A 25,765-nucleotide genomic window follows, 5' to 3' on the forward strand; every position below is an offset into this window, starting at 1 on the left:
CCAAAGCAATACCAGAAGTCAGGAGCAGAAAAATGATTTTACCAAGGAAAATCCAGCTACTACGTAGTTATTTAGAAATAACTACATGGACACTTTTCAGTGTTACCTTGGCATGTATCGTGATGGGGCTATCCCTCCAATTCCCAAGTTCAGGGCTTGACCCTTCTTGGAAATTTGCAGTGAACGAAGCAGTTGCGCGAGGAATGTCATTCGGAAAAGATTTCATTTTTACCTTTGGCCCATACTCTTCTTTATACACTGGAATATACCACCCCACAATCGATACTCTAATACTTTCTGCGGGTCTACTTCTTACTTTAGGATTAACATTTAGTTTGTTCATTCTATATGGCCGCCAAAATTATTTACTATTATTCGTGACCTGCGTTTTCTTGGCCGCATACAAACAAACTGATGCACTGTTGTTTTTTTTTCCGCTCAGCCTATCTTTAGTAGTCCACAAATTATTTTCAGAAAGCTCCACGCAACCTGAAAAAAATAGAGGGACATACTATACAATTGTCACCATCTCTTTGTTTTCAATTCTTGGTTTACTACCTCTAATAAAAGTATCAACAGCCTTAATATGTGCCACGACCATGTTGGTATCTGGGACCTATGCCATATTAATCCGAAGATACATACTAGGCGCAGGGATTTTCATCACCCCGTGCCTTATGATGATTTTTTTATGGATATTAGGAGGCCAAAAACCCGATGATTTGGTCACTTTTTTTCAGAACTCCGCACCGATTGTCGGCGGATACACTGAAGCCATGTCTACGTATGGAAGCAACTATGAAATTGCTGTATTCATGCTCACTTGTTTTTGGGGATTAATTATACTTTTCAGGAGTGAGCATCAGCAAAGTATACGTATTTATATCGCGTTGAACTTCGCTCTCTATCTGTTCCTTTGCTTCAAAGCAGGCTTCACTAGACATGACGGCCATGCGATGATCGCGGGGAGCGCTATAGTCATGGCAGGGCTTGCACTGACGACAATCTATCGTAAACCGGGAGTTTTGCTCTGGCTATTGGGGTGTTTTGCAACATGGTTTTCTATCGAAAGCCATTACTCGCCCGTTACTATTTCCGACACCGTCCAGCGCATATCAAATCGATATATCAGTTCTTTTACCGGATTATACAGCCGGGCTCTAGACTTACAAGGCGTAAAAAACAATTATAACAAATCAATCATCAAGATAACTAACGAAGTTCAACTACCTCATCTAGCGGGAACTTCTGATATATATTCATACCAACAATCTTATTTATTAGCATCTGGCAACACCTGGCATCCTAGACCTGTAATTCAAAGCTATTCTGTTTATACTGCGAAGCTTGCGAAGATCAATAGCGACTTTCTCGCCACTCAGGGCGCAGATAACATTTTTTTTAACGTAGAGACTATTGATGGAAGATTACCTTCCTTAGACGATGGAGCTAGCTGGCCTATTCTACTCACAAATTACGACATTGTTGGCTCTGATTTAAATTTCCTACAATTCAAGCGTAAGTCGCACAATACAGCGCAATTAATTGCCCCTGAAAAGCAAGCATCTATTGAGGGGCATATTGGCGAAACAATAGAAATCCCTAACGAACAAAAAAATACTTTCATGCAAATCGAGTTGAAACCAAATCTATTAGGCAGAATTAGAGGAGTGCTATTCAAACAAAGCATGCTCAGAATAATAATTACAACTCGCGACCGTCAAGAAGCAAGTTATCGATTTATTCCATCGATGGCAAATTCAATATTTTTGATTTCCCCGCTCATTAGAACAAACTCCGATTTTCTTAACTTTGCTAGTAGAGAGAGCACATCGCCACTTCCTAACGAGGTTGTATCATTCCGACTAGAGGGCTCAAACAGTAAATTATCAGGCTGGAATAAGGACTTCAAAGTCAATTTAACTAGCTATGAGTTCCCTCCAACTGGTCGAGGGTTAGTTAAGTACAATACCGCACTGGACGATATAACCTCCAACTTACCAAAAAAACAAGCACTGTGTAATGGGGTAATTGACTCAGTCAACCAACAGGTGCCCCCGCCAATGAACATCAGCGCAGGAGAATTATCCGTCGAGGGATGGCTCGTACCAGCCAAGGATGCAAAAGCAAATCCGGCTGAAACTTATATCTACTTGCACGACGAGACTGATCGATACCGTTTTTACAGCACTCAGAAGACTCCAAGATTAGACGTAAAAGCGTATCTTGGCACTCCAGACATCGCAGACCCAGGTTACAAATCAAATTTTTTGACTAATGAACTTTCAGGAAAATATGAGATTGGACTTGCTCGAAAAGTAGGTGGAAAAATTGAGTTGTGCGAGCAACCAAAGATAATCGTAATCATTGATGACCTTAAGTAAACAAACACCAACAATAATTACTTACAATAGTCATCCTATTGGCGCACACAAATACATGTCAATCACTTTTTTTGTAGCGGAAGATAATGAGACTAGTACTGAATAGAACAATTAATTTACTTATTATTTCCACATCATTAACTTTGATAGCGATCTCAGCAATTGGCGGGGTCTTAAATTTTACACCTGTACCGTTTTGGGACATGATAAACGGCTACCTTGATTTCTACGTAAAAGTATCCACGGGAGATTGGTCTGCATGGTGGCGCCCTCATAATGAACATCGAGTTATAATATCTCGGGTACTATTCTGGTTGGATATCACAATATTTGACGGACATATTTGGTTTTTGATTATATGCAACTATATTTGCGTATTTCTTTCCGCGGTAGTCTTCTATAAATACTTGAAAGAATCAAATATCTCAACGGAAAAATCCACCAAACTTATTCTTGGGATTTTTTTTAGTGCTTGGTTATTCTCTTGGTCACAACAGGAAAATCTTACCTGGGGTTTTCAAAGTCAATTTTTCCTCGCACAGTTGATACCTCTGCTAGCATATTATTTGTTATATAAGTCTACATTACCTTATGCAGGTTCAGCTAAATACTTCATTTGGTCATGCCTAACTGGAATCGCTGCAATCGGAACAATGGCAAATGGAATCATGACACTGCCCTTGATGGTGACTTATGCGATTATTTTACGCCAAGGTTGGAAGCGCATAACGACTTTAGCTGTTCTTTCCATGCTGGCAATAACCCTCTACTTCTATGACTACCCCCCTCCTCCAACAGCTCAGTTCTGACCGTATTAGCTAGCAACCCTGAAGGTGTCGCGGCTTACATACTGCTATATATTGGCGGACCATTTCATCATTTATTTCCGCAAGGAAAAACTGCTGTAATTGCTGCATACACTTCCGGCGGCTTTCTGATTATCGGATCATTATTTTTAGCGATAAAATCGATATTTTCGCCCCACGCAAAAGCATTACGACTTTCGCTTATTTTCTTCATTATCTATATTGGCGGGACAGCGCTAGGTACAGCAAGCGGAAGACTATACCTTGGTGTAAACCAAGCGCTCAGCAGCCGTTATATGACTCCTTCGTTGATGGCTTGGGTCGCTTTTTCCATATTAGTACTCAGTTTTGCTTATGAAACACAGAAGAATGTAAAAAAAACAGAAGTTCTAAAAATCTTTCTTATCTGCCTATTAGGCCTATTACTTCCTTATCAACTAAAAGCACTACATCCGGACAATGATGTCTTATACGAAAAGAGAATAGCCGCTCTTGCTCTGGAAATGAGAATTAAAGATCGACATCAAATATCGAAAATTTTTCCTTCGGCAGAAGGTGCATTACATATGACGGAAACCGCAGCAAATGAAAATATTTCCATATTTAATGCCCCCGACATCCGAGACGTAAGCGAGTCTATTGGTGTCAAAACGACAGTACCAATAAAAAACCAATGTATTGGTACTTTAGAGAGCGTTACATCAGTAGACTACGATTCACGTTACGTGAAAGTAAGTGGATGGATATTTGACCCTATAAATAAATCCATCCCTGATTCAGTGAAACTTCTGTCCAGTGATTTTGTGATTTCAGGATATGCCTTGACGGGGCAAAAACGAGTTGATATCGCTAACGCTATACGTGGAAAAGCACTTAATTCAGGATTCAAAGGCTATTTATTGAAAGAACAGCTAGGGTCTTCCGTAATTTTAATGGGCAACAGCCAAAAATGTTGGTTAAAAGCTGATATACCAGAGATTTTCTATACAGTTAACAAACTTTACCCCACTATTGATGGTACTGATATTACAGCTACTAATATTATTTCAAATAATGGCTGGAACGGTACCGATTCTTGGAATACTAATATTTCCAAGATGACTGTCATAGGCAGTTGGGTTAACTCCGATGCCGACGTTGGTGATATGACGCTATCCCTCAAAAAAGGCGACAGAATTTTCTATAGGTCCGGCCCAAAAGGTGGCCGTCAACGATTGGAAATTGAAGGTAGCCCTCAAAATCCGGTAGTATTGCCTGTCGCTGAAGAATGGGTACAGATTGAGTTTTCGGGAGAATCTGTGCCGAATACCTTTCAATTGAAAATGTCAGACTCAGGTGATGGCTGGGGAGAGTGGTCCGCCATCGCTATCAACTCTAAAAAACAGGCAAAATGATGGATCGCAAATCAAAGAAAATTGTCATCCCTGGTGGGGCCGGATTAGTAGGGCAGAATCTCGTAGCGCACCTTAAGCTTCAAGGCTTTAAAAATCTTGTAGTATTAGACAAACACAAATCGAACTTGGAGGTTCTTCGTAGTATCCATCCGGACATAGTTATCGAATACGCTGACCTTGCCGAACCGGGTGGCTGGTTTCAGCATTTCGCTGAAGCAGATACTGTTGTAATGTTACAAGCGCAAATTGGCGCCCCCAACATTGAGCCTTTTATTAGAAATAACATTCTCGCCACAGAGCATATTTTAAACGCCATCAAACTGCACGACGTACCATATACAGTTCACATTAGCTCTTCGGTAGTTGAATCAGTAGCTGATGACTATTATACAAAAACAAAGACAGACCAAGAACAAATGGTATTAGCCAGTGGCATTAACTGCGTGGTGCTTCGACCTACGCTCATGTTCGGCTGGTTTGATCGAAAACACCTCGGCTGGCTATCACGCTTCATGAAAAAGGTTCCTGTATTTCCAATCCCAGGAAATGGTCGTTTTATGCGCCAGCCTTTATACGCTGGTGATTTTTGTAGCATCATCGTTAGTTGTATTGGGTCAAGAACTAGCGGAAGTGTTTACAATATTACCGGACTTGAAAAAATTGATTACATAGACATTATTCGTCAAATAAAGCGCGCTGTCGGGGCTAAAGCTATAATCCTGAAAATCCCCTATGGCTTGTTCTATGTACTGTTGAAGATCTGGGCATTGTTTGATAAAAACCCACCCTTCACAGCCTCTCAGTTGAAAGCGCTGATCGCTCCGGACGAATTTGAGGTCATTGACTGGCCGAGTATTTTTTCCGTGACTCCGACCCCATTCAGTAGAGCTATCGATCAGACCTTTAACGACCCGACTTACAGCAAAGTTTTGATGGAGTTTTGAATATGGGACAGCGTGTTGCAGTATTAGGTGCAGGACCTATGGGACTCGCCGTTGCTTACCAACTGGCGAGAGATGGCCATCATCCTGTAGTATTCGAAGCAGATGACCGTGTCGGGGGTATGACGGCTGCATTCGACTTCTCCAGTTTGAGCATCGAGCGCTATTACCATTTCCATTGCATTTCCGACCATGCGTTTCTAAAGGTCCTAGATGAATTAGGCTTGGCGACGCAAATGCGCTGGGTAGAAACAAAGATGGGATACTGGTATCAAAATCAGTTGCAGCCTTGGGGGAATCCCATTGCGCTCCTCAAATTCAGAGGGCTGAGTTTCGTGGCCAAGTTCCGTTATGGCTTGCATGCATTTCTGTCAACAAAACGCAACGACTGGAAGCCACTCGATCACGTCGAGGCGACAGGCTGGATTCAACGCTGGGTTGGTAGGGAAGCGTACGATGTCTTGTGGCGCAAACTGTTCGATTACAAATTTTATAACTACACTGATAACCTGTCTGCAGCATGGATTTGGAGTCGAATCAGGCGAATTGGTAGATCCCGATACAGCTTGTTCCGTGAAAAACTGGGCTATCTGGAGGGAGGATCGGAAACGCTACTTCAGGCAATGCAAGTCGATATTCAGGCCAATGGTGGTGAAATCCGTCTGAAGTCGCCGGTGACACGCGTACTGATTGAAGAGGGCAAGATCCAGGGTCTTGATGTCGGCGGGCGGGTTGAAGCGTTTGACAAAGTCATCAGCACAATTCCACTGCCCTATGTGCCTAAAATAATGCCTGACCTACCATCGCACATTCTTGAACAGTTCAAGGCAGTCAAGAACATCGCTGTGGTATGCGTCATTGCCAAACTTCGCAAGGCGGTCACTGAAAACTTCTGGCTGAATACCAACGACCCAGATATGGATATCCCAGGCTTGGTTGAGTACACCAACCTACGCCCCCTGGATCATCACATCGTTTATGTACCTTTCTACATCCCGGGTGAACACCCGAAATTTTCCGAGCCAGATCAGATTTTTCTGGGGAAAGTGCGTACTTATCTTAAGAAAATAAATACTTCACTCACTGATGAAGATTTCATCGACATACGCGCCAGCCGGTATCGTTACGCTCAGCCGATCTGTGATCCCGGCTATCTTGATAACCTGCCGCCGGCGGCGCTTCCTATCAAAGGTCTTTGGGTAGCAGATACGTCTTACTATTATCCTGAAGATCGCGGTATATCCGAGAGTATTGACTTCGGTAGAAAAATGGCCAAGGAAGCGACTGCGTGATTCAGCAATTTCTGTCCAAGCAATTCATGGTATTCCTGATTACCGGCGGCACTGCGGCTGCTGTTAACTTTTGCTCCAGGATTATCTATAATTTATGGCTGAGCTTTTCGCTTTCGGTAGTTGTTGCTTATCTCACAGGAATGATCACCGCGTTCGTGCTAGCCAAGCTCTTTGTTTTTAAGGAGAGTCAGCAATCCGTTCGTCGATCTATCCTATTTTTCACTTTGGTGAATCTAGTCGCCGTACTACAAACTTGGCTCATAAGTATGGGGTTAGCGTACTACTTACTACCATCGCTTGGCGTGACATTGTTTGTAAAAGAGATCTCACATGCGATAGGTGTAGTTATTCCGGTATTTACCAGTTACTTTGGACACAAACGCTGGTCATTCAAATAACGCCTCGCGCCGAATAATACATCCCTCTACTTAGCGGGATGTATTGTTCACCACAGACACGCAACTCTTCCTAACTAATATAATTGTGCAATCAAGGTGATCTCACTACAAAAACCATAGCAATTAAAGCCTCATGCAGTTTCTAACTTCCTTCTCCCATCTCCGCTTCCCCCGCATTAAACTTACGCGCCAACCATATAAGCGGGACAACCGCTACTAGAAAACCGCTAACTCCATCTAATACTCCCAGCCCCACAGCGATAGAAATAGGAGTCAGCCATAAAATGTTGATTGTCACCACACTTAACGTTACGGGGCGATGACTCCCATAACACCTCGATGCATATTGATAGGCATGACTGCGATGCGCCTCGTACACTTTTTCTCCGCGCAGTAGACGTCGAATCAACGTCCACGTTGCGTCAACAATGAATACCCCTAGCAGGATCAACCAACTCCAAAACAGTTGAGGTGTTGCGCTCGCGGCCTGAATAGACATAAGTCCGAGGACGAGCCCAAGGAATCCGCTGCCGGAATCTCCCATGAAAATCCTCGCCTGTGGAAAATTCCACCATAGAAACCCCGCCACCGCCGCTGCCAGAATAAGCGGAGCCCAGATCAACTCGAGATTACCGCTAAACCAATAAACTAAGCACACGCCCAGACAGACGCTGATCGCTTCAGCGCTCGCCAATCCATCAATTCCGTCCATGAAGTTGTAGAGATTAAGCATCCAGACCAAATACACCAGCGCCAAGATGCTGCCGAACCATCCCAAATCCAACACGACACCAAAAAACTCAATAGGAGGAAGCCCGCTAAACCAGAACAACGCCCAACTCGCCGCTGTGAAATGCCCCAACAATCGCCATCTGGCAGCAATATGCCCGTGGTCATCGGCGAAACCGATGATCGCAACGAGTAGACCCGAACCAAGCAGACCAAATAAAGCCGAGGGGCTCAGCAGATTTAGGCCGCCAAGGAGGGGAAGCGCCAATAGGAACGAAATAACAATCGCCACCCCTCCCCGCGCGGCGTTGGGATCGAATGAGAGCTGCGCTCATTTGGTACATCCACCAAACTGTTCGCCATAGCATAACGGCGCAAGACAAGCGTCAATACCCATGAAACGGCGAATACCGCTAATAGAAGCCACCAAACAGTCATTTCGTTTGTCTTTCCTGATAATAGCTAGCGGTCTGAAGCATGGCTCGCTCCATGTTAACGGGTGGCGCCCACCCCAATAAATGAAAATTTTTACTGATATCGACCTGGAGAGATCCGCACAGGCGCTGGGCGATTACTTGTTTACCCAACATTGCGGCTGCCAGCTTCAATATTCCCTCGGGAAAGTGCAGCAGTCGGGCTGGCTTGCCTAACGCACGGGAAAGGCGACGCAACAGTTGAGTGGTGGATAAATCTTCACCATCGCTCACCAGAAAAGTCTGATTGGCCGCCGCAGGGTGATCAATACAAGTGATTACCAGACTCACTAGGTTTGCTATGCAGACCAAGCTCCGCTGATTGCGGATCGCCCCTAGCGGTAATGGGACACCTTTGTCGAGCCAACTAAGCATACTCAGGAAGTTCGCCTTCACTCCGGGCCCATAGATCAGCGGCGGGCGAATAATGACAACTTCCATACCGGTCTCACGTGCCAATTTCTTCAACGCTGCTTCTGCTTCATACTTGGACACACCATAAGGATCCGACGGATTCGAGCAATCATCGGCCGTGAATGGCTTGCCCAACTCGGTACTTTCGCCATTCACCTTGATTGAACTAATGAAAATAAAACGCCTGACTCCTGATGCAGCGGCTTGTCTTGCCAGCCGCAGTGTCCCTTCCACATTGACCTTGCGGAACTCGGCAAGGGGATCGACAACTTTGTCTTTCATGACATGCACGCGGGCAGCGGCATGTATAACGACTTGCACAGTGCTCAGACACGGCAAAAGCATCGGCTGGGTCAGGTCAAAGGACTCCACCGGGCAGAGGCCATGCAAACGCGTGGCCCCCCGGGCGGCGGCAGTGACCGCAAATGTATTGTCGATTAACAGCCGGAAGACCAACGCTTCCCCTACGAAACCGCTCGCCCCTGTAACCAACACCTTTAGGGCTGTCATTTGACTTTTTTTCCTAACAATGCGGTCGCCCAGCAAATACAAAAGAAAAACACTTTGTCACGTGCACGGCGGCGACACTTACTTGCGCTGAAAGACAATTTGATCAACTGTCGGCGTCCCAACGGTAGCCAGGTCCGGACAAACGCTTCATCAGCTTGGCCGACCAGTAGGGTGATCAACTGAACCTGATTGAACCACCAGCCATCGTGAATGGTTTTATAGCGAGATATCAATGAACCCAAACCTGTATTGGCGCCGACTTGGTTGTTTTCGTGCTGGCGATAATCCATCGATGGTAGTGAGTCGATAAACCAGCGGTAACCGTGACTGCGAGCGAACGCATAGCAATACCAGTCGTGGAGGCCGACCCCTTGCAATCGCGGCCATTCTTTGAGCATCGCGCCTTTCATTGAAGTCGCCAATCGCTCATTCAAGACGTAGGTGCATCCAGGGCCTGCCGCTTCGAATAGAAAATCCCACTCGACTTGCGGCTGGGCCTTGTCCAGCACACAGGCTTTTCCGTCCGGCCAAAAAGCCGTGACGTTGCTTGAGTAGGCATCCACCTGGAGATCTGAAAGTGTGTGGGTCGCACGCTGTAACTTATCAGAATGCCAGACGTCATCCTGATCGCAGAAAGCGACAAAGTCATAGCCTTCAAAGTCGACATCACGGATCAATCGAAAGAAGTTACGAGAGGCGCCGCCGAAACTTCCGGCGATTGGCAACACGATGACCTCGGAATGCTGCACGGCATAAGCAGCGCACCAATCTTCGGTACCGTCGGTTGAGGGGTCAATGCTGATGTAGATAGTAACGTCGACGCCTTCCTGACTGAGGATCGAGGCCAATTGCTCCTCGATCCACTGCATTCCATTGTAGGCAGCCAGCAAAACCGCAACCTTGGGATGTTTTACTGGCATGCCATTCCTGCTTGCACCGGTTAAACGCTACTGCTCGAACAGATTGAGCGTTCGAATCAGTGGGAAGGCGAATCCAGCAGCTTCTGCAAGTACTGGCCGTAACCAGTCTTCTTCAGAGCGTCGGCCTGAGCGCCTAACTGCTCGGCGGAGATCCAACCATTGTGATAGGCAATTTCTTCAAGGCAAGCAACCTTAAGCCCCTGACGCTGCTCAATGGTATGAACGAAGTGGCTCGCCTCCAGCAAGGAATCATGAGTACCCGTATCGAGCCAAGCAAAACCACGGCCCAGCATCTCGACATTCAGCGTCTTACGATCGAGATAAGCACGGTTGACGTCGGTAATTTCCAACTCTCCGCGTTCCGATGGTTTGATGCCCTTAGCGATCTCGACAACGTTGTTATCGTAGAAGTACAGACCGGTTACAGCATAGTTGGATTTCGGCTTCAGTGGCTTTTCTTCAATGCTCAGTGCGCGGCCGGTTTTGTCGAACTCGACAACGCCAAAACGCTCTGGATCGGAGACGTGATATCCGAAGACAGTTGCACCCTCTTGCTGGAAACTTGCCGAACGTAGATTGTCCGAGAAGTGCTGACCGTAGAAGATGTTATCGCCAAGGATCAAACAGCAAGGATCTTTGCCGATAAACTCTTCGCCGATAATGAACGCCTGAGCCAGGCCGTCCGGGCTAGGCTGCTCAGCGTAGGTCAGTTTGATACCGTACAAACTACCGTCGCCCAGCAACTTGCGGAAGCATGGCAGATCTTCTGGAGTGGAAATAATCAGAATCTCACGCATGCCGGCAAGCATCAGTACCGACAGCGGATAAAAGATCATCGGCTTGTCGTAGATCGGTAGCATCTGCTTGGAAACACCGAGAGTTAGCGGATGCAGTCGAGTGCCCGAACCTCCAGCGAGGATGATTCCTTTACGATTTGTCGTGGTCATTTGTTCAGAACTTCCCTAAGCATTCGGGTTACACCACTTTGCCAATCCGGCAAGTGTAGAGAAAAATTGTCGCGCAGTTTCTGAGTATTCAAGCGTGAGTTCAGAGGGCGACGTGCAGGTGTCGGGTAGGCAGTCGTTTCGATTGGGTTGACCGTTGTCACAGCCAACTCCTCGCCTTGGGCTTTAGCGAAGTCGATTACGAGACTGGCATAGCCATGCCAGGACACTTCGCCAGCAGCGGCCAAATGATAGAGGCCAGTTAACTCTGGACGCTTGTGAACTTGCTGGATGGCCAACGCCGTTACATCAGCGATCAGATCCGCCCCGGTAGGTGCTCCGATCTGATCCGCAATCACGCTCAACGTTTCGCGATCTTTGGCCAAGCGCAGCATGGTCTTCGCAAAGTTGTTGCCGCGAGCTCCGTAAACCCAGCTAGTACGAAAGATCAGATACTTACAACCCGATGCAATAATTGCCTGCTCGCCGGCGAGCTTACTGGCGCCGTAATGGTTCACCGGCGCAACAGGGTCTGTCTCCTGCCATGGCGTGACGCCTTGACCACTGAAAACATAATCCGTTGAGTAGTGAACCAGCCACGCGCCCAGCGATGCGGCTTCTTCCGCCATCACGCCACTCGCAAGGCCGTTTACGCGATCTGCCAATTCTGTTTCCGACTCAGCTTTGTCGACCGCCGTATAAGCAGCAGCATTAACAATAACGTCGGGCTTTATCTGACGAATCGTTGCACGCAAGGATTCAAGATTCGACAGATCTCCGCTGAGGCCATCAACAACGTGACGATCAAGAGCGACGAGTTCGCCAAGCGGAGCCAGGGAACGTTGCAGCTCCCAGCCCACCTGACCGTTCTTTCCTAGAAGTAGGATCTTCATGCTTTATTCGAGCGATCCGCATAGTTCTGATCAATCCACTGCTGGTAGCTGCCGCTCTTCACGTGATCTACCCACTCAGTATTATTCAGATACCACTCGACGGTCTTACGGATGCCTGAATCGAAGGTTTCCTCGGGGGTCCAACCCAGCTCACGCTGAATCTTGCTCGCATCGATTGCATAACGCACGTCATGCCCAGGACGATCCTGAACATAGGTAATCAAGCTGGCATGAGGACGATGAGCAGAATCAGGACGCAATTCATCGAGCAATGCACACAGTGTATGCACCACTTCAATGTTTTGTTTTTCGTTATGACCGCCAATGTTGTAAGTCTCGCCGATCACACCCTCGGTGACGACTTTGTATAGCGCGCGGGCGTGATCTTCGACATACAGCCAGTCACGAACCTGGTTGCCTTTGCCGTACACTGGCAGCGGCTTGCCTTCCAGCGCGTTGAGAATGATCAGCGGGATCAGCTTCTCAGGGAAGTGGCATGGGCCATAGTTGTTCGAGCAGTTGGTAACCAGTGTCGGCAGGCCGTAAGTACGCGCCCAGGCACGAACCAGGTGGTCGGAGCTGGCCTTGCTGGCCGAGTATGGCGAGCTTGGCTGGTAAGGCGTGGTTTCGGTGAAGAGGTCTTCCGGACCTTCGAGGTCTCCGTAAACTTCGTCAGTCGAAATGTGGTGGAAGCGGAAGTTGGCTTTGCGCGTGTCATCCAGCGCAGCCCAGTAGTGGCGCGCTGCTTCGAGCAGCGTGTAGGTGCCAATGATGTTGGTCTGGATGAATTCGGACGGGCCGGAGATCGAGCGGTCGACGTGAGATTCAGCGGCCAGGTGCATGATTGCATCCGGTTGGTGCTCACGTAGAACGCGGTCGATCTGATCACGATCGCAGATATCGACGTGCTCGAAGGCGTAACGCGAATTCTGGCTGACTTCTGCCAGGGACTCCAGATTGCCGGCGTACGTCAGCTTGTCGACGTTAACGACTGCATCGGAAGTGTTGGAGATGATGTGACGGATGACTGCCGAGCCAATGAAGCCGGCACCGCCGGTAACTAGAATTTTCACGCGAAACGATACCCTTGAGCTGCGGACAGCGCTGCCAGCGAGCGCGGTCTAATCCATGAATGCAGAAGCCACTATCAGTTGGCATCCGTCAGAGTCAGTCTGAATCGACATGCATTAAGGCACGATCGAACAAGGGACGCATTTTACAGCTTAATGATGGTTTTACTAATGGATAAAGACAGGCTGAGGCGCAATTTCGACAGATGCCGTGCGCCTGTCGTTTTCACACCACTCGCTTGCGTGCAGCTCTGGACGAGCGCCCCAGAAACCAGCCCAACACAGGACCAATCAACATACCAATCAGCAACGCCAACACCGCAACAACCGACACTGGCAACTGCGGGCCGGTAAAACCCAGAAACAAAAGCGAAACCGATTGCTGGTTTTCCAGCACAAACGCCAGAACAACCAGAACCATCAGCAGAAGAAAAACGCCAAGCAGTATGCGTTTCAGGTTACGCATTCATGCCCCCTTGAATTTGAATAGCGAAGATCAAGCGCCCTCCTCCTCTTCTTCGTTCACGCGATCACGTAATTCCTTGCCCGGCTTGAAATGCGGAACGAATTTACCGTCCAGACTTACCGACTGGCCGGTTTTCGGGTTGCGGCCGACGCGCGGCGCGCGGTAGTGCAGGGAGAAGCTGCCAAATCCACGGATCTCGATACGATCACCGGTGGCGAGGCACTGAGACATTTGCTCAAGCATGGTCTTGATGGCCAGCTCCACATCCTTGGATGAGAGTAGCCCTTGATGGGTGACAATTCGTTCGATCAACTCCGACTTCGTCATATTTTTCCCTTCTTTTTCAAGCAGCTAGATCAGCGCTTGAAAGGTTTTAGCATGCCCGGAAGATTTTGAACAGCCCAGGGATTGACATATCTTTCCCGGGGTCAAAACGCCCATTTTCAGGGCACTCCAGTGGCGAGTCGGATCGCTGCTCACCTAACGACACATCACCAGCATGGTCCGGGTTACAAAGCCTGCGGGATTGAAGCCAAAGGGGTATTCATCTTCATCTTTCGCATCATCAGAGCGGGTGATGACCTTGTAGCCCTTACCTTTGCACTCCTTCGCTGCACGCTTCTGGCACTTTTCCCAACCGGACCCCAACCCGGAGCAATCGACCTCGATACCACTGACGCCGCGCACCGCATGGGTTTTCGCACTGGTGGTGCACCCTGCCAGCGCCAGGAGCATTGCAACAACAAGTAACTTGTTCATCCACTTCCTTATGCCAGGCAAGCCTGACGACTAATACTCAAGATCAAGCTTAGTCGCGAATAGGCGATTGATCCGATTAAAGAAACAGACCCGCAGGCGAAGCCATTGGTTTCATGCACGGACGTACAAAGACCAAATAGCAGGCACAAAAAAGGGCGACCGAAGTCGCCCTTTTTAATGATCAAGCAGAACTTAGTTCTGTTTGGCCATTGCTTGACGCAGCAGTGCCGCCATAGTGGTGTCAGCTGCTTCACCTTCCGGAGCTGCTTTCAGGCTCTGGATGGCTTCTTTCTCTTCAGCATCGTCTTTCGACTTGATCGAGAGCTGGATTACGCGGCTCTTGCGATCAACGCTGATGATCTTGGCTTCAACTTCCTGGCCTTCTTTCAGAACGTTGCGCGCGTCTTCAACGCGGTCACGGCTGATTTCGGAGGCTTTCAGGGTAGCTTCGATGTCGTCGGCCAGAACGATGATGGCGCCTTTGGCGTCAACTTCTTTCACGGTACCGGTCACGATAGCGCCCTTGTCGTTAACCGAGACGTACTCGGAGAACGGATCGCTTTCCAGTTGCTTGATGCCCAGGGAGATGCGCTCGCGCTCTGGGTCAACCGACAGGATGACAGTGTCCAGCTCGTCGCCCTTCTTGAAACGACGTACGGCTTCTTCGCCCACTTCGTTCCAGGAGATGTCGGACAGGTGAACCAGACCGTCGATGCCGCCGTCCAGACCAATGAAGATACCGAAATCGGTGATCGACTTGATGGTGCCGGAGATCTTGTCGCCCTTGTTGAACTGGCCAGAGAAGTCTTCCCATGGGTTCGACTTGCACTGCTTGATGCCCAGGGAGATACGACGACGCTCTTCGTCGATGTCCAGAACCATGACTTCCACTTCGTCGCCGACTTGTACGACTTTCGAAGGGTGGATGTTCTTGTTGGTCCAGTCCATTTCCGAAACGTGTACCAGACCTTCAACGCCTTCTTCCAGCTCAGCGAAGCAGCCGTAGTCAGTCAGGTTGGTTACACGAGCGGTAACGCGAGTGCCTTCTGGGTAACGGGCTTTGATAGCAACCCATGGATCTTCGCCCAGTTGCTTCAGGCCCAGGGAAACACGGTTGCGTTCGCGATCGTATTTCAGAACCTTGACGTCGATTTCGTCACCAACGTTGACGATCTCGGAAGGATGCTTGATGCGCTTCCAGGCCATGTCGGTGATGTGCAGCAGGCCGTCCACGCCACCCAGATCGACGAATGCGCCGTAATCGGTGAGGTTTTTGACGATACCTTTGACTTGCTGGCCTTCCTGCAGGGATTCCAGCAGAGCTTCACGCTCGGCGGAGTTCTCGGCTTCGAGGACGCTGCGACGGGAAACGACAACGTTGTTGCGCTTCTGGTCCAGCTTGATGACCTTGAATTCCAGCTCTTTGCCTTCCAGGTGCGTGGTGTCGCGCACTGGACGGACGTCAACCAGGGAACCTGGCAGGAACGCACGGATGCCGTTAACGTCGACAGTGAAGCCGCCTTTAACCTTACCGTTGATAACGCCCTTGACCACTTCCTCGGCTGCGAAGGCTGCTTCCAGAACGATCCAGCATTCAGCGCGCTTGGCTTTTTCACGGGACAGCTTGGTTTCGCCAAAGCCGTCTTCAACCGAATCCAGAGCAACGTGAACTTCATCACCAACGTTGATGTTCAGTTCGCCAGCATCGTTGTAGAACTGCTCAAGCGGGATGAGTGCTTCAGACTTCAGACCAGCGTGAACGGTTACCCAGCGAGCCTGGTAATCGATATCAACGATAACACCGGTGATGATGGAGCCTGCCTGAAGGTTCAGGGTTTTCAGGCTTTCTTCAAAGAGTTCCGCAAAGCTTTCGCTCATTTTAATTCCTGTAGATGAGGGCGAAGTAAACGCCCATCTCCACACCCCAGACGGTGTGGGTTAGTTTCATTTAAAAGAAGCACCGCAGGACTATGACTGGTCCCCTGCGACCTTCTTGGTCACCCGGCGATATCGCGAATGGCGATCTCGCTCATGATGCGTTCAAGCACCTGATCGATGGAAAGCTCCGTTGAATCCAGCTGAATCGCGTCGGCCGCCGGCTTGAGCGGGGCTACTGCGCGCTGGGTGTCACGCTCATCGCGCGCACGGATCTCATCTAGCAGACTCGACAGACTAACACCCTCGACTTTGCCCTTCAACTGCAAATATCGACGGCGCGCCCGTTCCTCGGCACTGGCGGTGAGGAAAATCTTCAGTGGTGCATCCGGAAAAACCACCGTGCCCATGTCGCGGCCGTCGGCCACCAGGCCCGGCGCTTCCTGAAAAGCACGCTGGCGCTGCAGCAGCGCCTCGCGTACGGCGGGCAGCGCAGCCACTTGCGAGGCGCCGGAGCCGACGCTTTCGGTGCGGATGACATCGCTGACTTCGTCGCCTTCGAGAATGATCCGCTGCAGCTGACCTTCGGTCGCGGCGATGAACTGCACATCCAGATGAGCGGCCAATGTCTTCAGCAGCTCTTCATTGGTCAGGTCGACGCCATGGTTATGCGCAGCAAACGCGAGCAAGCGATAAAGCGCACCGGAATCCAGCAGGTTCCAGCCCAGACGCTTGGCCAGAATCCCGGCAACCGTGCCTTTGCCGGAGCCGCTTGGCCCATCGATGGTGATGACCGGTGCAATGTTTTTCACGACTGAGCCTCTTGTGCCACACGAATGCCGACTTGCCCGCACAGCGCGAGGAAGTTGGGGAACGAGGTCGCGACGTTGGCGCAATCATGGATGCGGATCGGTGCGGTAGCGCGCAACGAGGCAACGCTGAAGGCCATGGCGATACGGTGGTCGCCGTGACCGTGCACTTCACCGCCGCCGATCTGGCCGCCGTCAATGATGATGCCGTCCGGGGTCGGTTCGCACTTGACGCCCAGCGCCAGCAAGCCGTCCGCCATGACCTGAATCCGGTCGGATTCCTTGACTCGCAGCTCTTCGGCGCCGGTCAGCACGGTACGCCCTTCGGCGCATGCAGCAGCGACGAACAGGACCGGGAATTCGTCGATGGCCAGCGGCACCAGCGCTTCCGGAATCTCGATACCTTTGAGTTTAGCTGCCCGCACGCGCAAGTCAGCCACTGGCTCGCCGCCCACTTCACGCTGGTTTTCCAGAGTGATATCGGCGCCCATCAGCCGCAGGATATCGATCACGCCAGTACGGGTCGGGTTGATGCCGACGTGCTCGAGCACCAGCTCGGAACCCTCGGCAATCGAGGCCGCGACCAGGAAGAACGCCGACGACGAGATATCGCCCGGCACTTCGATGTGAGTCGCGGTGAGCTTGCCGCCGGACTCGACCGAAGCCGTGGCGCCGTCGACGCTGACCGGGTAGCCGAAGCCACGCAGCATGCGTTCGGTGTGATCGCGGGTCGGTGCCGGCTCGGTCACCGTGGTCTTGCCTTCAGCATAGAGACCGGCAAGCAGCAGGCAGGATTTCACCTGGGCACTGGCCATCGGCATGGTGTAGGTCAGGCCCTTGAGCTTATGGCCACCGCGAATGGTCATCGGTGGACGACCTTCGGCAGCGGTTTCGATCACGGCGCCCATTTCTCGCAAAGGATTAGCCACGCGATTCATCGGACGCTTGGACAGCGAAGCGTCGCCGGTCAAGGTGCTGTCGAAGTTCTGCGCCGCCAGCAGGCCAGAGAGCAGACGCATCGAGGTGCCAGAGTTGCCCAGATAGATCGGGCCCGGCGCAGGTTTCAAGCCGTGCAGGCCGACACCGTGAATGGTCACGCGGCCGTGGTGCGGGCCTTCGATGACCACGCCCATGTCGCGAAACGCCTGCAAGGTCGCCAGGGCGTCTTCGCCCTCAAGGAAGCCTTCGACTTCGGTGACGCCTTCGGCCAGCGAGCCGAGCATGATCGAACGGTGGGAAATCGATTTGTCACCCGGTACGCGAATCCGACCGGACAGGCGGCCACCAGGTTGAGCCAGGAAGATCAGATCGTTGGAATTCATAGCGTCCACATAGGCCCTGCGGGCCAGGATTTTACTGAAATGCTCGCGGGCAACCCGGGCGCGCGTGAAAACGCCCAACAATTGGTGCCCATCCCCTGCATCGACCGCGTCGCGCAAGGCGTCGAGGTCGCTGCGAAATGTATCGAGTGTGCGCAGGACAGCCTCGCGATTGGCGAGGAAGATGTCGTGCCACATCACCGGGTCGCTTCCGGCGATTCTTGTGAAATCGCGAAAACCACCGGCAGCGTAACGGAAGATCTCCAGATTTTCATTGCGCTTGGCCAATGAATCGACCAGACCGAAAGCCAGCAGGTGCGGCAGGTGGCTGGTCGCGGCCAGCACTTCATCGTGACGCTCGACCTGCATGTGCTCGACATCGGCGCCCAGTTCGCGCCAGAGCCGATCGACCAGCGCCAGTGCGGCAGGATCGGTCTGCTCGAGCGGCGTCAGGATCACCTTGTGCCGGCGGAACAGCTCGGCATTCGAGGCTTCCACCCCGCTCTGCTCGGAACCGGCAATCGGGTGCCCCGGGACGAAGCGCGCCGGCATGCCGCCGAACGCTTCGGTCGCGGCGCGCACTACGTTGCCTTTGGCGCTGCCGACATCCGTAAGAATCGCCTGCCCCAGGTCCATGACAGCCAGACGCGCGAGCAGCTTTTCCATGGCCAGAATCGGCACCGCCAGCTGAATCACGTCAGCACCGACGCAAGCCGCCGCCAAATCATCTTCGCAGCGATCGACCACACCCAATTCGACCGCGAGCTTGCGCGATTGCGGGTCGAGATCAACACCGACCACCTCACGGCAAAGGCCGCTTTCACGCAAACCCTTGGCAAACGAACCACCGATCAACCCCAGACCGACCACCACAAGGCGACCGATCATAGGTGCAGCAGGTTGCAGCGCAGTGACATCAACCACGAGCCAGAACCTTGCGCAACGCCTCAAGGAAACGGCTGTTTTCTGCCGGCAGACCGATGGTCACCCGCAGGTGGTTCGGCATGCCGTAATTGGCCACCGGACGCACGATCACGCCTTCGCGCAGCAAGCCCTGGAAAATCGGCGCCGCGACCTGGCCGAGATCGACACAGATGAAGTTGCCTTTGGACTCGATCCAGTTCAGCCCCAGCTCACGGAAACCCGCCTGCAACTGCTGCATGCCGGCTTCGTTGAGCTGACGGCTTTGCGCCAGATATTCATCATCTTTCAATGCCGCACAGGCCGCTGCCAAGGCGAGGCTGTTGACATTGAACGGCTGGCGAACGCGGTTCAGCACGTCTGCCACCACAGGCGTCGACAAGCCATAACCGACGCGCAGCGCGGCCAGACCATAGGCTTTGGAGAAGGTGCGCGACACCAGCAGGTTCGGGTACGCCGCGAGGAAGTCGAGACCGTCCGGCAAATCGCTGCCTTCGGCGTACTCGATGTAAGCCTCGTCGAGGACTACCAGCACATGCTCGGGAACGTCCTGCAGGAATTCGTCCAGCGCTTCGGCGCCGAACCAGGTACCGGTCGGGTTGTTCGGGTTGGCGATGAACACCACGCGGGTGTTGGCATCGATGGCCGCAAGCATCGCCGGCAGGTCATGGCCCCAGTCTTTGGCTGGAACGACTTTGGCCTGCGCACCGACAGCTTGGGTAGCAATCGGATACACAGCGAATGCATGTTCGCTGAATACCGCGTTCAGGCCCGGCGCCAGATAGGCACGGGCGACCAGCTCAAGAATGTCGTTGGAGCCGTTGCCCAGCGTGACCTGATTCAGCTCGACACGGCACTGCTCGGCAAGCAGAGACTTCAGGGCGAAACCATTGCCGTCCGGGTAGCGGGTCAGCTCGGCCAGCTCTTCGCGGATCGCCGCCAATGCCTTCGGGCTGGCGCCCAATGGGTTTTCGTTGCTCGCCAGTTTGACGATTTTTGCCGGATCCAGATCCAGATCCAGCTCGCGCGCCAGTTCGTCCACAGGCTTGCCCGGAACGTACGGCGAAAGTTGTTGCACGCCCGGCTGTGCCAGAGCGAGGAAGTTGCCACTCATTTGCTACCGCCCCTTAGAGAACTGCTTTCGGGTAGGAACCCAGCACTTTGAGTGCTACTGCTTCCTGACTGATCTTTTCCAGCACACCTTTGATCAACGGATCGCGGTGGTGGCCGACGAAGTCGATGAAGAACACGTAGGTCCATTTGCCGCTGCGCGACGGACGGGTTTCGATGCGGGTCAGGTCGATGCCATTGTCGTGGAACGGCACCAGCAGCTCATGGAGCGCGCCGGGCTTGTTGCTCATCGACACGATGATCGAGGTCTTGTCGTCGCCGGTCGGCGGCACTTCCTGATTACCGATCATCAGGAAGCGGGTCGAGTTGTCCGGGCGATCTTCGATCTTCTCGGCCAGACGCGTCAGGCCATATAGCCCTGCCGCCATGTCGCCAGCGATCGCTGCCGAATTCCACTCACCCTTGACCCGTTTGGCCGCTTCGGCGTTGCTCGACACCGCGACGCGTTCGACATTCGGGTAATGCGCGTCCAGCCACTTGCGGCACTGGGCCAGCGACTGCGCGTGGGAGTAGATGCGGCTGATACTGTCGGTCTTGGTATTTTCGCCGACCAGCAGATGATGGTGGATGCGCAGCTCGACTTCGCCACAGATCACCATGTCGTGCTCGAGGAAGCTGTCCAGCGTGTGATTGACCGCGCCTTCGGTGGAGTTTTCCACCGGCACCACGCCGAAATTCACTGCACCGGCCGCCACTTCACGGAACACTTCGTCGATCGCCGCCATCGGCTTGCTGATCACCGCGTGGCCGAAGTGTTTCATCGCTGCCGCTTGGGTGAAAGTGCCTTCAGGGCCGAGGTAAGCCACTTTCAGCGGCTGCTCCAGCGCCAGGCACGACGACATGATTTCGCGGAACAGCCGCGCCATTTCTTCGTTGCCCAGCGGCCCCTGATTGCGCTCCATCACGCGCTTGAGCACCTGAGCTTCGCGCTCGGGACGATAGAACACCGGCACTTCGCCTTCGGCCAGCGAGGCCATCTTCACGCGGGCGACTTCCTGGGCGCAACGCGCACGCTCACTGATCAGCTCGAGGACTTTGGTGTCCAGAGCGTCGATGCGAACGCGCAGTGCCTTGAGTTCTTGCTCGGACATCAGCCGTGTTCCTTCTCGAATTCCGCCATGTACGCCACCAGCGCGTTGACCGCGTTGATGTCGACGGCGTTGTAGATGGAGGCGCGCATGCCGCCCACCGAGCGGTGGCCCTTGAGATTGAGCAGGCCGCGCTCGTCGGCACCGGCGAGGAACGGCTTGTCCAGACGATCATCAGCCAGACGGAACGGTACGTTCATCCACGAGCGATCCGACTTGTTGATCGGGTTGCTGTAGAGGCCACTGGCGTCGATGAAGTCGTACAGGGTGCGCTGCTTGACGTCGTTGAGCCTGGCGATCGCTTCGACGCCGCCCTGCTCTTTCAGCCATTGGAACACCAGACCGGACAGGTACCAGGCCAGCGTCGGCGGGGTGTTGTACATGGAACCGTTATCGGCCGCGACCTTGTAGTTGAGCATGGTCGGGCACAGCGAGCGGGCCTTGCCGAGCAAGTCTTCGCGGATGATGTTGACGACGATGCCGCTCGGGCCGATGTTCTTCTGCGCGCCAGCGTAGATCATGCCGAAACGCGAAATATCGACCGGGCGCGAAAGGATGTCGGAAGACATGTCGGCCACCAGCGGTACGTCACCGGTTTGCGGGATCCACTGAAATTCCAGACCACCGATGGTTTCGTTCGGCGCGTAGTGAACGTACGCGGCGTCTTTCGACAGATTCCACTCGTTCTGGCCTGGGATGGCGAAATAGTCATAAGGCTTGGCAGTGGCAGCAACGTTGACGTGGCCATAGCGCGAGGCTTCTTCGATGGCTTTCTGCGACCAGATACCGGTGTCGATGTAGTCGGCCGAGCCGCCTTCAGGCAACAGGTTCAACGGGATCTGCGCGAATTGCTGGCTGGCGCCGCCTTGCAGAAACAGCACTTTGTAGTTCGACGGGATATTCAGCAGGTCACGCAGATCCTGCTCGGCCTGGGTGGCAATGGACACGAACTCATCGCTGCGATGGCTCATTTCCATGACCGACAGACCCTTGCCGTGCCAATCAAGGAGTTCACCCTGGGCGCGCTGCAGGACAGCTTCAGGCAGCGCCGCCGGACCGGCGCAGAAGTTATAGGCTCGCTTGCTCACATCCAATCTCGCTCTGATTTGGTGGTATCACGCAATAAATCACACTACCGATCAACATGGCCCTGTGGGAGCGAGCCTGCTCGCGAATGCATCACCGCGGTGCTTCAGAGGTACCGCAGCGCCTGCTTTCGCGAGCAGGCTCGCTCCCACAGGGGATCTCCATGATGTCGAAAATTCATACCGGACAAATAACAAGGGGGCGAATTCTCATCCGCCCCCTCGTTTGTCCGCTTATTCCTGCGGTTCTTCGTCTGCTGCGGCGTCGAGTTGCTGGTCGTCTGCGGCCTCGTCGATACCGACGGTGACTGCGATTTCCTCGCCCTCTTCACCTTCGAGCTCTTCGCCTTCGATTTCCGAAGGCTCCTGAACCCGCTCCAGGCCGACCAGGGTTTCATCCTTGGCCAGCTTGATCAGCGTCACGCCCTGAGTGTTACGACCCAGGCTCGATACTTCGTCGACACGGGTACGCACCAGGGTGCCCTGATCGGAGATCAGCATGATTTCTTCGCCGTCGAGCACCTGTACCGCGCCGACCAGACGACCGTTACGCTCGTTGCTGACCATGGCGATCACGCCCTGACCGCCACGCTTGTACTCAGGGAACTCGGTGATCGCGGTGCGCTTGCCATAACCACGCTCGGAAGCGGTGAGGATCTGGCTGCCTTCTTCCGGGATCAGCATGGAAATCAGCTTCTGCCCTTCCGGCAGACGCATGCCGCGCACGCCGCGAGCGGTACGGCCCATGGCACGCACGTCGGACTCTTTGAAACGGGTGACCTTGCCGCCGTCGGAGAACAGCATCACTTCGCGCTCGCCATCGGTGATGGCCGCAGAGATCAGCACGTCGCCTTCGTCCAGCTCCAGCGCGATCAGACCGACGCTGCGCTGACGACTGAAGGATTCCAGCGGGGTCTTCTTCACGGTGCCGTTGGCGGTGGCCATGAAGATGTAGTGACCTTCGGTGTATTCCTCGACCGGCAGCATGGTGGTGATGTATTCACCGTCATCCAGCGGCAGCAGGTTGACCAGCGGACGACCACGGGCCGCGCGGGAGGCTTCCGGAATTTCGTAGGTCTTGAGCCAGTACACCTTGCCCTTGCTGGAGAACAGCAGCAGCGTGGTGTGGCTGTTGGCAACCAGCAGGTGAGCGATGTAGTCCTCGTCCTTGACGCCGGTAGCCGATTTGCCTTTGCCGCCACGACGCTGAGCCTGGTACGCAGCCAGCGGCTGGGTCTTGGCGTAGCCACCGTGGGAAATGGTCACGACGCGCTCTTCTTCCGGGATCATGTCACCCAGGGTCAGGTCGAGACGGGCATCGAGAATTTCGGTGCGACGCACGTCGCCGTATTCGGCGCGGATCACTTCCAGCTCTTCGCGGATCACTTCCATCAGGCGCACGGCACTGTTGAGGATGCGGATCAGCTCGCCGATCTGGTTGAGAATCTCTTGATACTCGGCCAGCAGCTTCTCGTGCTCCAGACCGGTCAGGCGGTGCAGGCGCAATTCCAGAATCGCTTGTGCCTGTTCTGGCGAGAGGAAGTACTTGCCTTCGCGCAGGCCATATTGCGGATCGAGGTTTTCCGGACGGCACGAATCGGCACCGGCACGCTCAACCATCGCCACCACGGCGGAAGATTCCCAGGGCGTGCTGATCAGCGCTTCCTTGGCTTCCGACGGCGTTGGCGACGCCTTGATCAGGGCGATCACCGGGTCGATGTTCGACAGGGCAACGGCCTGGCCTTCGAGAATGTGCCCACGCTCGCGCGCCTTGCGCAGTTCGAACACGGTACGACGGGTAACCACTTCGCGACGGTGACGGACGAAGGCTTCCAGCAGATCCTTGAGGTTGAGGATGCGTGGGCGGCCGTCGATCAGCGCGACGATGTTGATACCGAACACCGATTGCAGCTGGGTCTGGGCGTAGAGGTTGTTGAGGATTACCTCAGGCACTTCGCCGCGACGCAGCTCGATCACGACGCGCATACCGTCCTTGTCGGACTCGTCGCGCAGCTCGGTGATGCCCTCGAGCTTCTTCTCTTTGACCAGCTCGGCGATCTTCTCGATCAGACGCGCCTTGTTCAGCTGGTAAGGCAGCTCGGTGATGACGATCTGCTGACGGCCACCGACCTTGTCGATGTCTTCGATGATCGAGCGGGCACGCATGTAAATGCGCCCGCGACCGGTGCGGTAGGCTTCGATGATGCCGGCACGACCGTTGATGATCGCGGCCGTCGGGAAGTCCGGGCCGGGGATGTATTGCATCAGCTCATCGACGGTCAGTTCAGGGTTGTCGATGAGGGCCAGGCAACCGTCGATGACTTCACCGAGGTTGTGCGGCGGAATGTTGGTCGCCATGCCCACGGCGATACCGCTGGAACCGTTGACCAGCAGGTTCGGTACACGGGTCGGCATGACCGCCGGGATCAGTTCGGTGCCGTCGTAGTTCGGCACCCAGTCCACGGTTTCCTTGTGCAGGTCAGCGAGCAGCTCGTGCGCCAGCTTGGTCATGCGCACTTCGGTGTATCGCATGGCCGCAGCGTTGTCGCCGTCGACCGAACCGAAGTTGCCCTGGCCGTCGACCAGCAGGTAGCGCAGGGAGAAAGGCTGGGCCATACGAACGATGGTGTCGTATACGGCAGTGTCACCGTGCGGGTGATACTTACCGATCACGTCGCCGACGACACGGGCAGATTTCTTGTACGGCTTGTTGTAGTCGTTGCCCAGCTCGCTCATCGCGAACAGTACGCGACGGTGCACGGGCTTGAGGCCATCGCGCGCATCCGGCAGTGCACGGCCGACGATCACGCTCATTGCGTAGTCGAGGTAGGACTGTTTCAGCTCGTCTTCGATATTGACCGGGAGGATTTCTTTGGCCAGTTCGCCCATGAGAAGCCTGATTCCTTTTTCTGGTGAAACTTCGTCATATCCATGTGGGAGCAACGAAGCTCGTCGGGGCCGGCCGAGTGCCATGCGCCGACTTACGACAAATCAACATTGGATCGCGGATTTGCGCAGTAAAGACAGCTCCGTGGAGCCGCCTCGGAAAACGCCGGATGTTATCACAAAGGCCGCCACGCACCTATCCCCCAGATGCGCATGGAGCATAGTTAGTTGACCGATGACAGGCTTGAGGGGGACGAC

21 protein-coding genes and 1 pseudogene are annotated in these 25,765 nt (G+C 53.2%); 6 read left to right on the plus strand and 16 right to left on the minus strand.

Annotated elements, in window-relative coordinates:
- Positions 1 to 32: 32 nt before the first annotated feature.
- The 6 genes from FEE99_RS24165 (at position 33) to FEE99_RS24190 (ending at position 7,215) form a co-directional block, all read left to right on the plus strand.
- A complete protein-coding gene (locus FEE99_RS24165) occupies positions 33 to 2,384 on the plus strand; it encodes a hypothetical protein (RefSeq protein WP_143979070.1) in 2,352 nt (783 codons plus the stop codon).
- Between the two features lie 86 nt (positions 2,385 to 2,470).
- Positions 2,471 to 3,193, plus strand: coding sequence for a hypothetical protein (locus FEE99_RS24170; protein ID WP_447121737.1), 723 nt, complete (start codon positions 2,471 to 2,473; stop codon positions 3,191 to 3,193).
- A gap of 293 nt (positions 3,194 to 3,486) precedes the next feature.
- Entirely contained in the window at positions 3,487 to 4,584 is a 1,098-nt protein-coding gene (locus FEE99_RS24175) for a hypothetical protein (RefSeq protein ID WP_447121738.1), read from the plus strand.
- Complete coding sequence (locus FEE99_RS24180; protein ID WP_041478294.1) at positions 4,584 to 5,528, plus strand: NAD-dependent epimerase/dehydratase family protein; 945 nt, start codon at positions 4,584 to 4,586, stop codon at positions 5,526 to 5,528. Before FEE99_RS24175 ends, FEE99_RS24180 begins: the two co-directional genes overlap by 1 nt.
- A gap of 2 nt (positions 5,529 to 5,530) precedes the next feature.
- Positions 5,531 to 6,817, plus strand: coding sequence for an NAD(P)/FAD-dependent oxidoreductase (locus tag FEE99_RS24185; RefSeq protein WP_041478293.1), 1,287 nt, complete (start codon positions 5,531 to 5,533; stop codon positions 6,815 to 6,817).
- Positions 6,814 to 7,215, plus strand: a complete 402-nt coding sequence (locus FEE99_RS24190) for a GtrA family protein (RefSeq protein WP_041478291.1) — start codon at positions 6,814 to 6,816, stop codon at positions 7,213 to 7,215. The genes FEE99_RS24185 and FEE99_RS24190 overlap by 4 nt, the downstream gene beginning before the upstream one ends.
- Before the next feature lie 142 nt (positions 7,216 to 7,357).
- On the opposite strand, the pseudogene FEE99_RS24195 reads toward FEE99_RS24190, so the two are convergent.
- The 16 genes and pseudogenes from FEE99_RS24195 to gyrA all read right to left on the minus strand — a co-directional run bounded on the left by FEE99_RS24195 (position 7,358) and on the right by gyrA (position 25,510).
- Positions 7,358 to 8,382: pseudogene (locus FEE99_RS24195) on the minus strand (MraY family glycosyltransferase).
- A complete protein-coding gene (locus FEE99_RS24200) occupies positions 8,379 to 9,341 on the minus strand; it encodes a UDP-glucose 4-epimerase family protein (RefSeq protein ID WP_041478289.1) in 963 nt (320 codons plus the stop codon). Before FEE99_RS24200 ends, FEE99_RS24195 begins: the two are co-directional and overlap by 4 nt.
- Positions 9,338 to 10,261 carry a glycosyltransferase gene (locus FEE99_RS24205; RefSeq protein ID WP_041478287.1) on the minus strand — a complete coding sequence of 308 codons (924 nt, stop codon included), beginning with the start codon at positions 10,259 to 10,261 and terminating at the stop codon, positions 9,338 to 9,340. The genes FEE99_RS24200 and FEE99_RS24205 overlap by 4 nt, the downstream gene beginning before the upstream one ends.
- Before the next feature lie 56 nt (positions 10,262 to 10,317).
- A complete protein-coding gene (rfbA, locus tag FEE99_RS24210) occupies positions 10,318 to 11,208 on the minus strand; it encodes a glucose-1-phosphate thymidylyltransferase RfbA (RefSeq protein WP_041478286.1) in 891 nt (296 codons plus the stop codon).
- Complete coding sequence (gene rfbD, locus FEE99_RS24215; protein ID WP_041478284.1) at positions 11,205 to 12,098, minus strand: dTDP-4-dehydrorhamnose reductase; 894 nt, start codon at positions 12,096 to 12,098, stop codon at positions 11,205 to 11,207. The genes rfbA and rfbD overlap by 4 nt, the downstream gene beginning before the upstream one ends.
- Positions 12,095 to 13,171 carry a dTDP-glucose 4,6-dehydratase gene (gene rfbB / locus FEE99_RS24220; protein ID WP_041478282.1) on the minus strand — a complete coding sequence of 359 codons (1,077 nt, stop codon included), beginning with the start codon at positions 13,169 to 13,171 and terminating at the stop codon, positions 12,095 to 12,097. The genes rfbD and rfbB overlap by 4 nt, the downstream gene beginning before the upstream one ends.
- Before the next feature lie 223 nt (positions 13,172 to 13,394).
- Complete coding sequence (locus FEE99_RS24225; protein ID WP_041478280.1) at positions 13,395 to 13,634, minus strand: LapA family protein; 240 nt, start codon at positions 13,632 to 13,634, stop codon at positions 13,395 to 13,397.
- 30 nt (positions 13,635 to 13,664) lie between these two features.
- Entirely contained in the window at positions 13,665 to 13,961 is a 297-nt protein-coding gene (gene ihfB / locus FEE99_RS24230; protein WP_007950920.1) for an integration host factor subunit beta, read from the minus strand.
- 153 nt (positions 13,962 to 14,114) lie between these two features.
- Positions 14,115 to 14,393 (minus strand): hypothetical protein, encoded by a 279-nt coding sequence (locus tag FEE99_RS24235; RefSeq protein ID WP_041478278.1) that lies wholly within the window; start codon positions 14,391 to 14,393, stop codon positions 14,115 to 14,117.
- Positions 14,394 to 14,585: 192 nt separating this feature from the next.
- Positions 14,586 to 16,271, minus strand: coding sequence for a 30S ribosomal protein S1 (gene rpsA / locus FEE99_RS24240; RefSeq protein WP_016770920.1), 1,686 nt, complete (start codon positions 16,269 to 16,271; stop codon positions 14,586 to 14,588).
- Positions 16,272 to 16,390: 119 nt separating this feature from the next.
- Positions 16,391 to 17,080: a (d)CMP kinase gene (gene cmk, locus FEE99_RS24245; RefSeq protein ID WP_024013869.1), complete on the minus strand. Its 690-nt coding sequence runs from the start codon at positions 17,078 to 17,080 to the stop codon at positions 16,391 to 16,393.
- Positions 17,077 to 19,284: a bifunctional prephenate dehydrogenase/3-phosphoshikimate 1-carboxyvinyltransferase gene (locus FEE99_RS24250; RefSeq protein ID WP_041478484.1), complete on the minus strand. Its 2,208-nt coding sequence runs from the start codon at positions 19,282 to 19,284 to the stop codon at positions 17,077 to 17,079. The genes cmk and FEE99_RS24250 overlap by 4 nt, the downstream gene beginning before the upstream one ends.
- 28 nt (positions 19,285 to 19,312) lie before the next feature.
- Positions 19,313 to 20,431, minus strand: a complete 1,119-nt coding sequence (hisC, locus tag FEE99_RS24255) for a histidinol-phosphate transaminase (RefSeq protein WP_143979068.1) — start codon at positions 20,429 to 20,431, stop codon at positions 19,313 to 19,315.
- 13 nt (positions 20,432 to 20,444) lie between these two features.
- Entirely contained in the window at positions 20,445 to 21,539 is a 1,095-nt protein-coding gene (gene pheA, locus FEE99_RS24260) for a prephenate dehydratase (protein ID WP_016770924.1), read from the minus strand.
- Positions 21,539 to 22,624: a 3-phosphoserine/phosphohydroxythreonine transaminase gene (gene serC, locus FEE99_RS24265; RefSeq protein ID WP_041478275.1), complete on the minus strand. Its 1,086-nt coding sequence runs from the start codon at positions 22,622 to 22,624 to the stop codon at positions 21,539 to 21,541. The genes pheA and serC overlap by 1 nt, the downstream gene beginning before the upstream one ends.
- A gap of 231 nt (positions 22,625 to 22,855) precedes the next feature.
- Positions 22,856 to 25,510, minus strand: a complete 2,655-nt coding sequence (gene gyrA / locus FEE99_RS24270; protein WP_041478273.1) for a DNA gyrase subunit A — start codon at positions 25,508 to 25,510, stop codon at positions 22,856 to 22,858.
- Positions 25,511 to 25,765 lie beyond the last annotated feature (255 nt).

Source organism: Pseudomonas sp. ef1, assembly GCF_007293365.2.
GTDB lineage: Bacteria > Pseudomonadota > Gammaproteobacteria > Pseudomonadales > Pseudomonadaceae > Aquipseudomonas > Aquipseudomonas siliginis.

Excerpts from the sequence above, each read along its gene's own strand:
- FEE99_RS24165 (WP_143979070.1), top strand. The coding sequence starts at position 33 with ATGATTTTACCAAGGAAAATCCAGCTACTACGTAGTTATTTAGAAATA.
- FEE99_RS24170 (WP_447121737.1), top strand. The coding sequence starts at position 2,471 with ATGAGACTAGTACTGAATAGAACAATTAATTTACTTATTATTTCCACA.
- FEE99_RS24175 (WP_447121738.1), top strand. The coding sequence starts at position 3,487 with ATGACTCCTTCGTTGATGGCTTGGGTCGCTTTTTCCATATTAGTACTC.
- FEE99_RS24180 (WP_041478294.1), top strand. The coding sequence starts at position 4,584 with ATGGATCGCAAATCAAAGAAAATTGTCATCCCTGGTGGGGCCGGATTA.
- FEE99_RS24185 (WP_041478293.1), top strand. The coding sequence starts at position 5,531 with ATGGGACAGCGTGTTGCAGTATTAGGTGCAGGACCTATGGGACTCGCC.
- FEE99_RS24200 (WP_041478289.1), bottom strand. The coding sequence starts at position 9,341 with ATGACAGCCCTAAAGGTGTTGGTTACAGGGGCGAGCGGTTTCGTAGGG.
- FEE99_RS24205 (WP_041478287.1), bottom strand. The coding sequence starts at position 10,261 with ATGCCAGTAAAACATCCCAAGGTTGCGGTTTTGCTGGCTGCCTACAAT.
- rfbA (WP_041478286.1), bottom strand. The coding sequence starts at position 11,208 with ATGACCACGACAAATCGTAAAGGAATCATCCTCGCTGGAGGTTCGGGC.
- rfbD (WP_041478284.1), bottom strand. The coding sequence starts at position 12,098 with ATGAAGATCCTACTTCTAGGAAAGAACGGTCAGGTGGGCTGGGAGCTG.
- FEE99_RS24225 (WP_041478280.1), bottom strand. The coding sequence starts at position 13,634 with ATGCGTAACCTGAAACGCATACTGCTTGGCGTTTTTCTTCTGCTGATG.
- ihfB (WP_007950920.1), bottom strand. The coding sequence starts at position 13,961 with ATGACGAAGTCGGAGTTGATCGAACGAATTGTCACCCATCAAGGGCTA.
- FEE99_RS24235 (WP_041478278.1), bottom strand. The coding sequence starts at position 14,393 with ATGAACAAGTTACTTGTTGTTGCAATGCTCCTGGCGCTGGCAGGGTGC.
- rpsA (WP_016770920.1), bottom strand. The coding sequence starts at position 16,271 with ATGAGCGAAAGCTTTGCGGAACTCTTTGAAGAAAGCCTGAAAACCCTG.
- FEE99_RS24250 (WP_041478484.1), bottom strand. The coding sequence starts at position 19,284 with ATGATCGGTCGCCTTGTGGTGGTCGGTCTGGGGTTGATCGGTGGTTCG.
- hisC (WP_143979068.1), bottom strand. The coding sequence starts at position 20,431 with ATGAGTGGCAACTTCCTCGCTCTGGCACAGCCGGGCGTGCAACAACTT.
- pheA (WP_016770924.1), bottom strand. The coding sequence starts at position 21,539 with ATGTCCGAGCAAGAACTCAAGGCACTGCGCGTTCGCATCGACGCTCTG.
- gyrA (WP_041478273.1), bottom strand. The coding sequence starts at position 25,510 with ATGGGCGAACTGGCCAAAGAAATCCTCCCGGTCAATATCGAAGACGAG.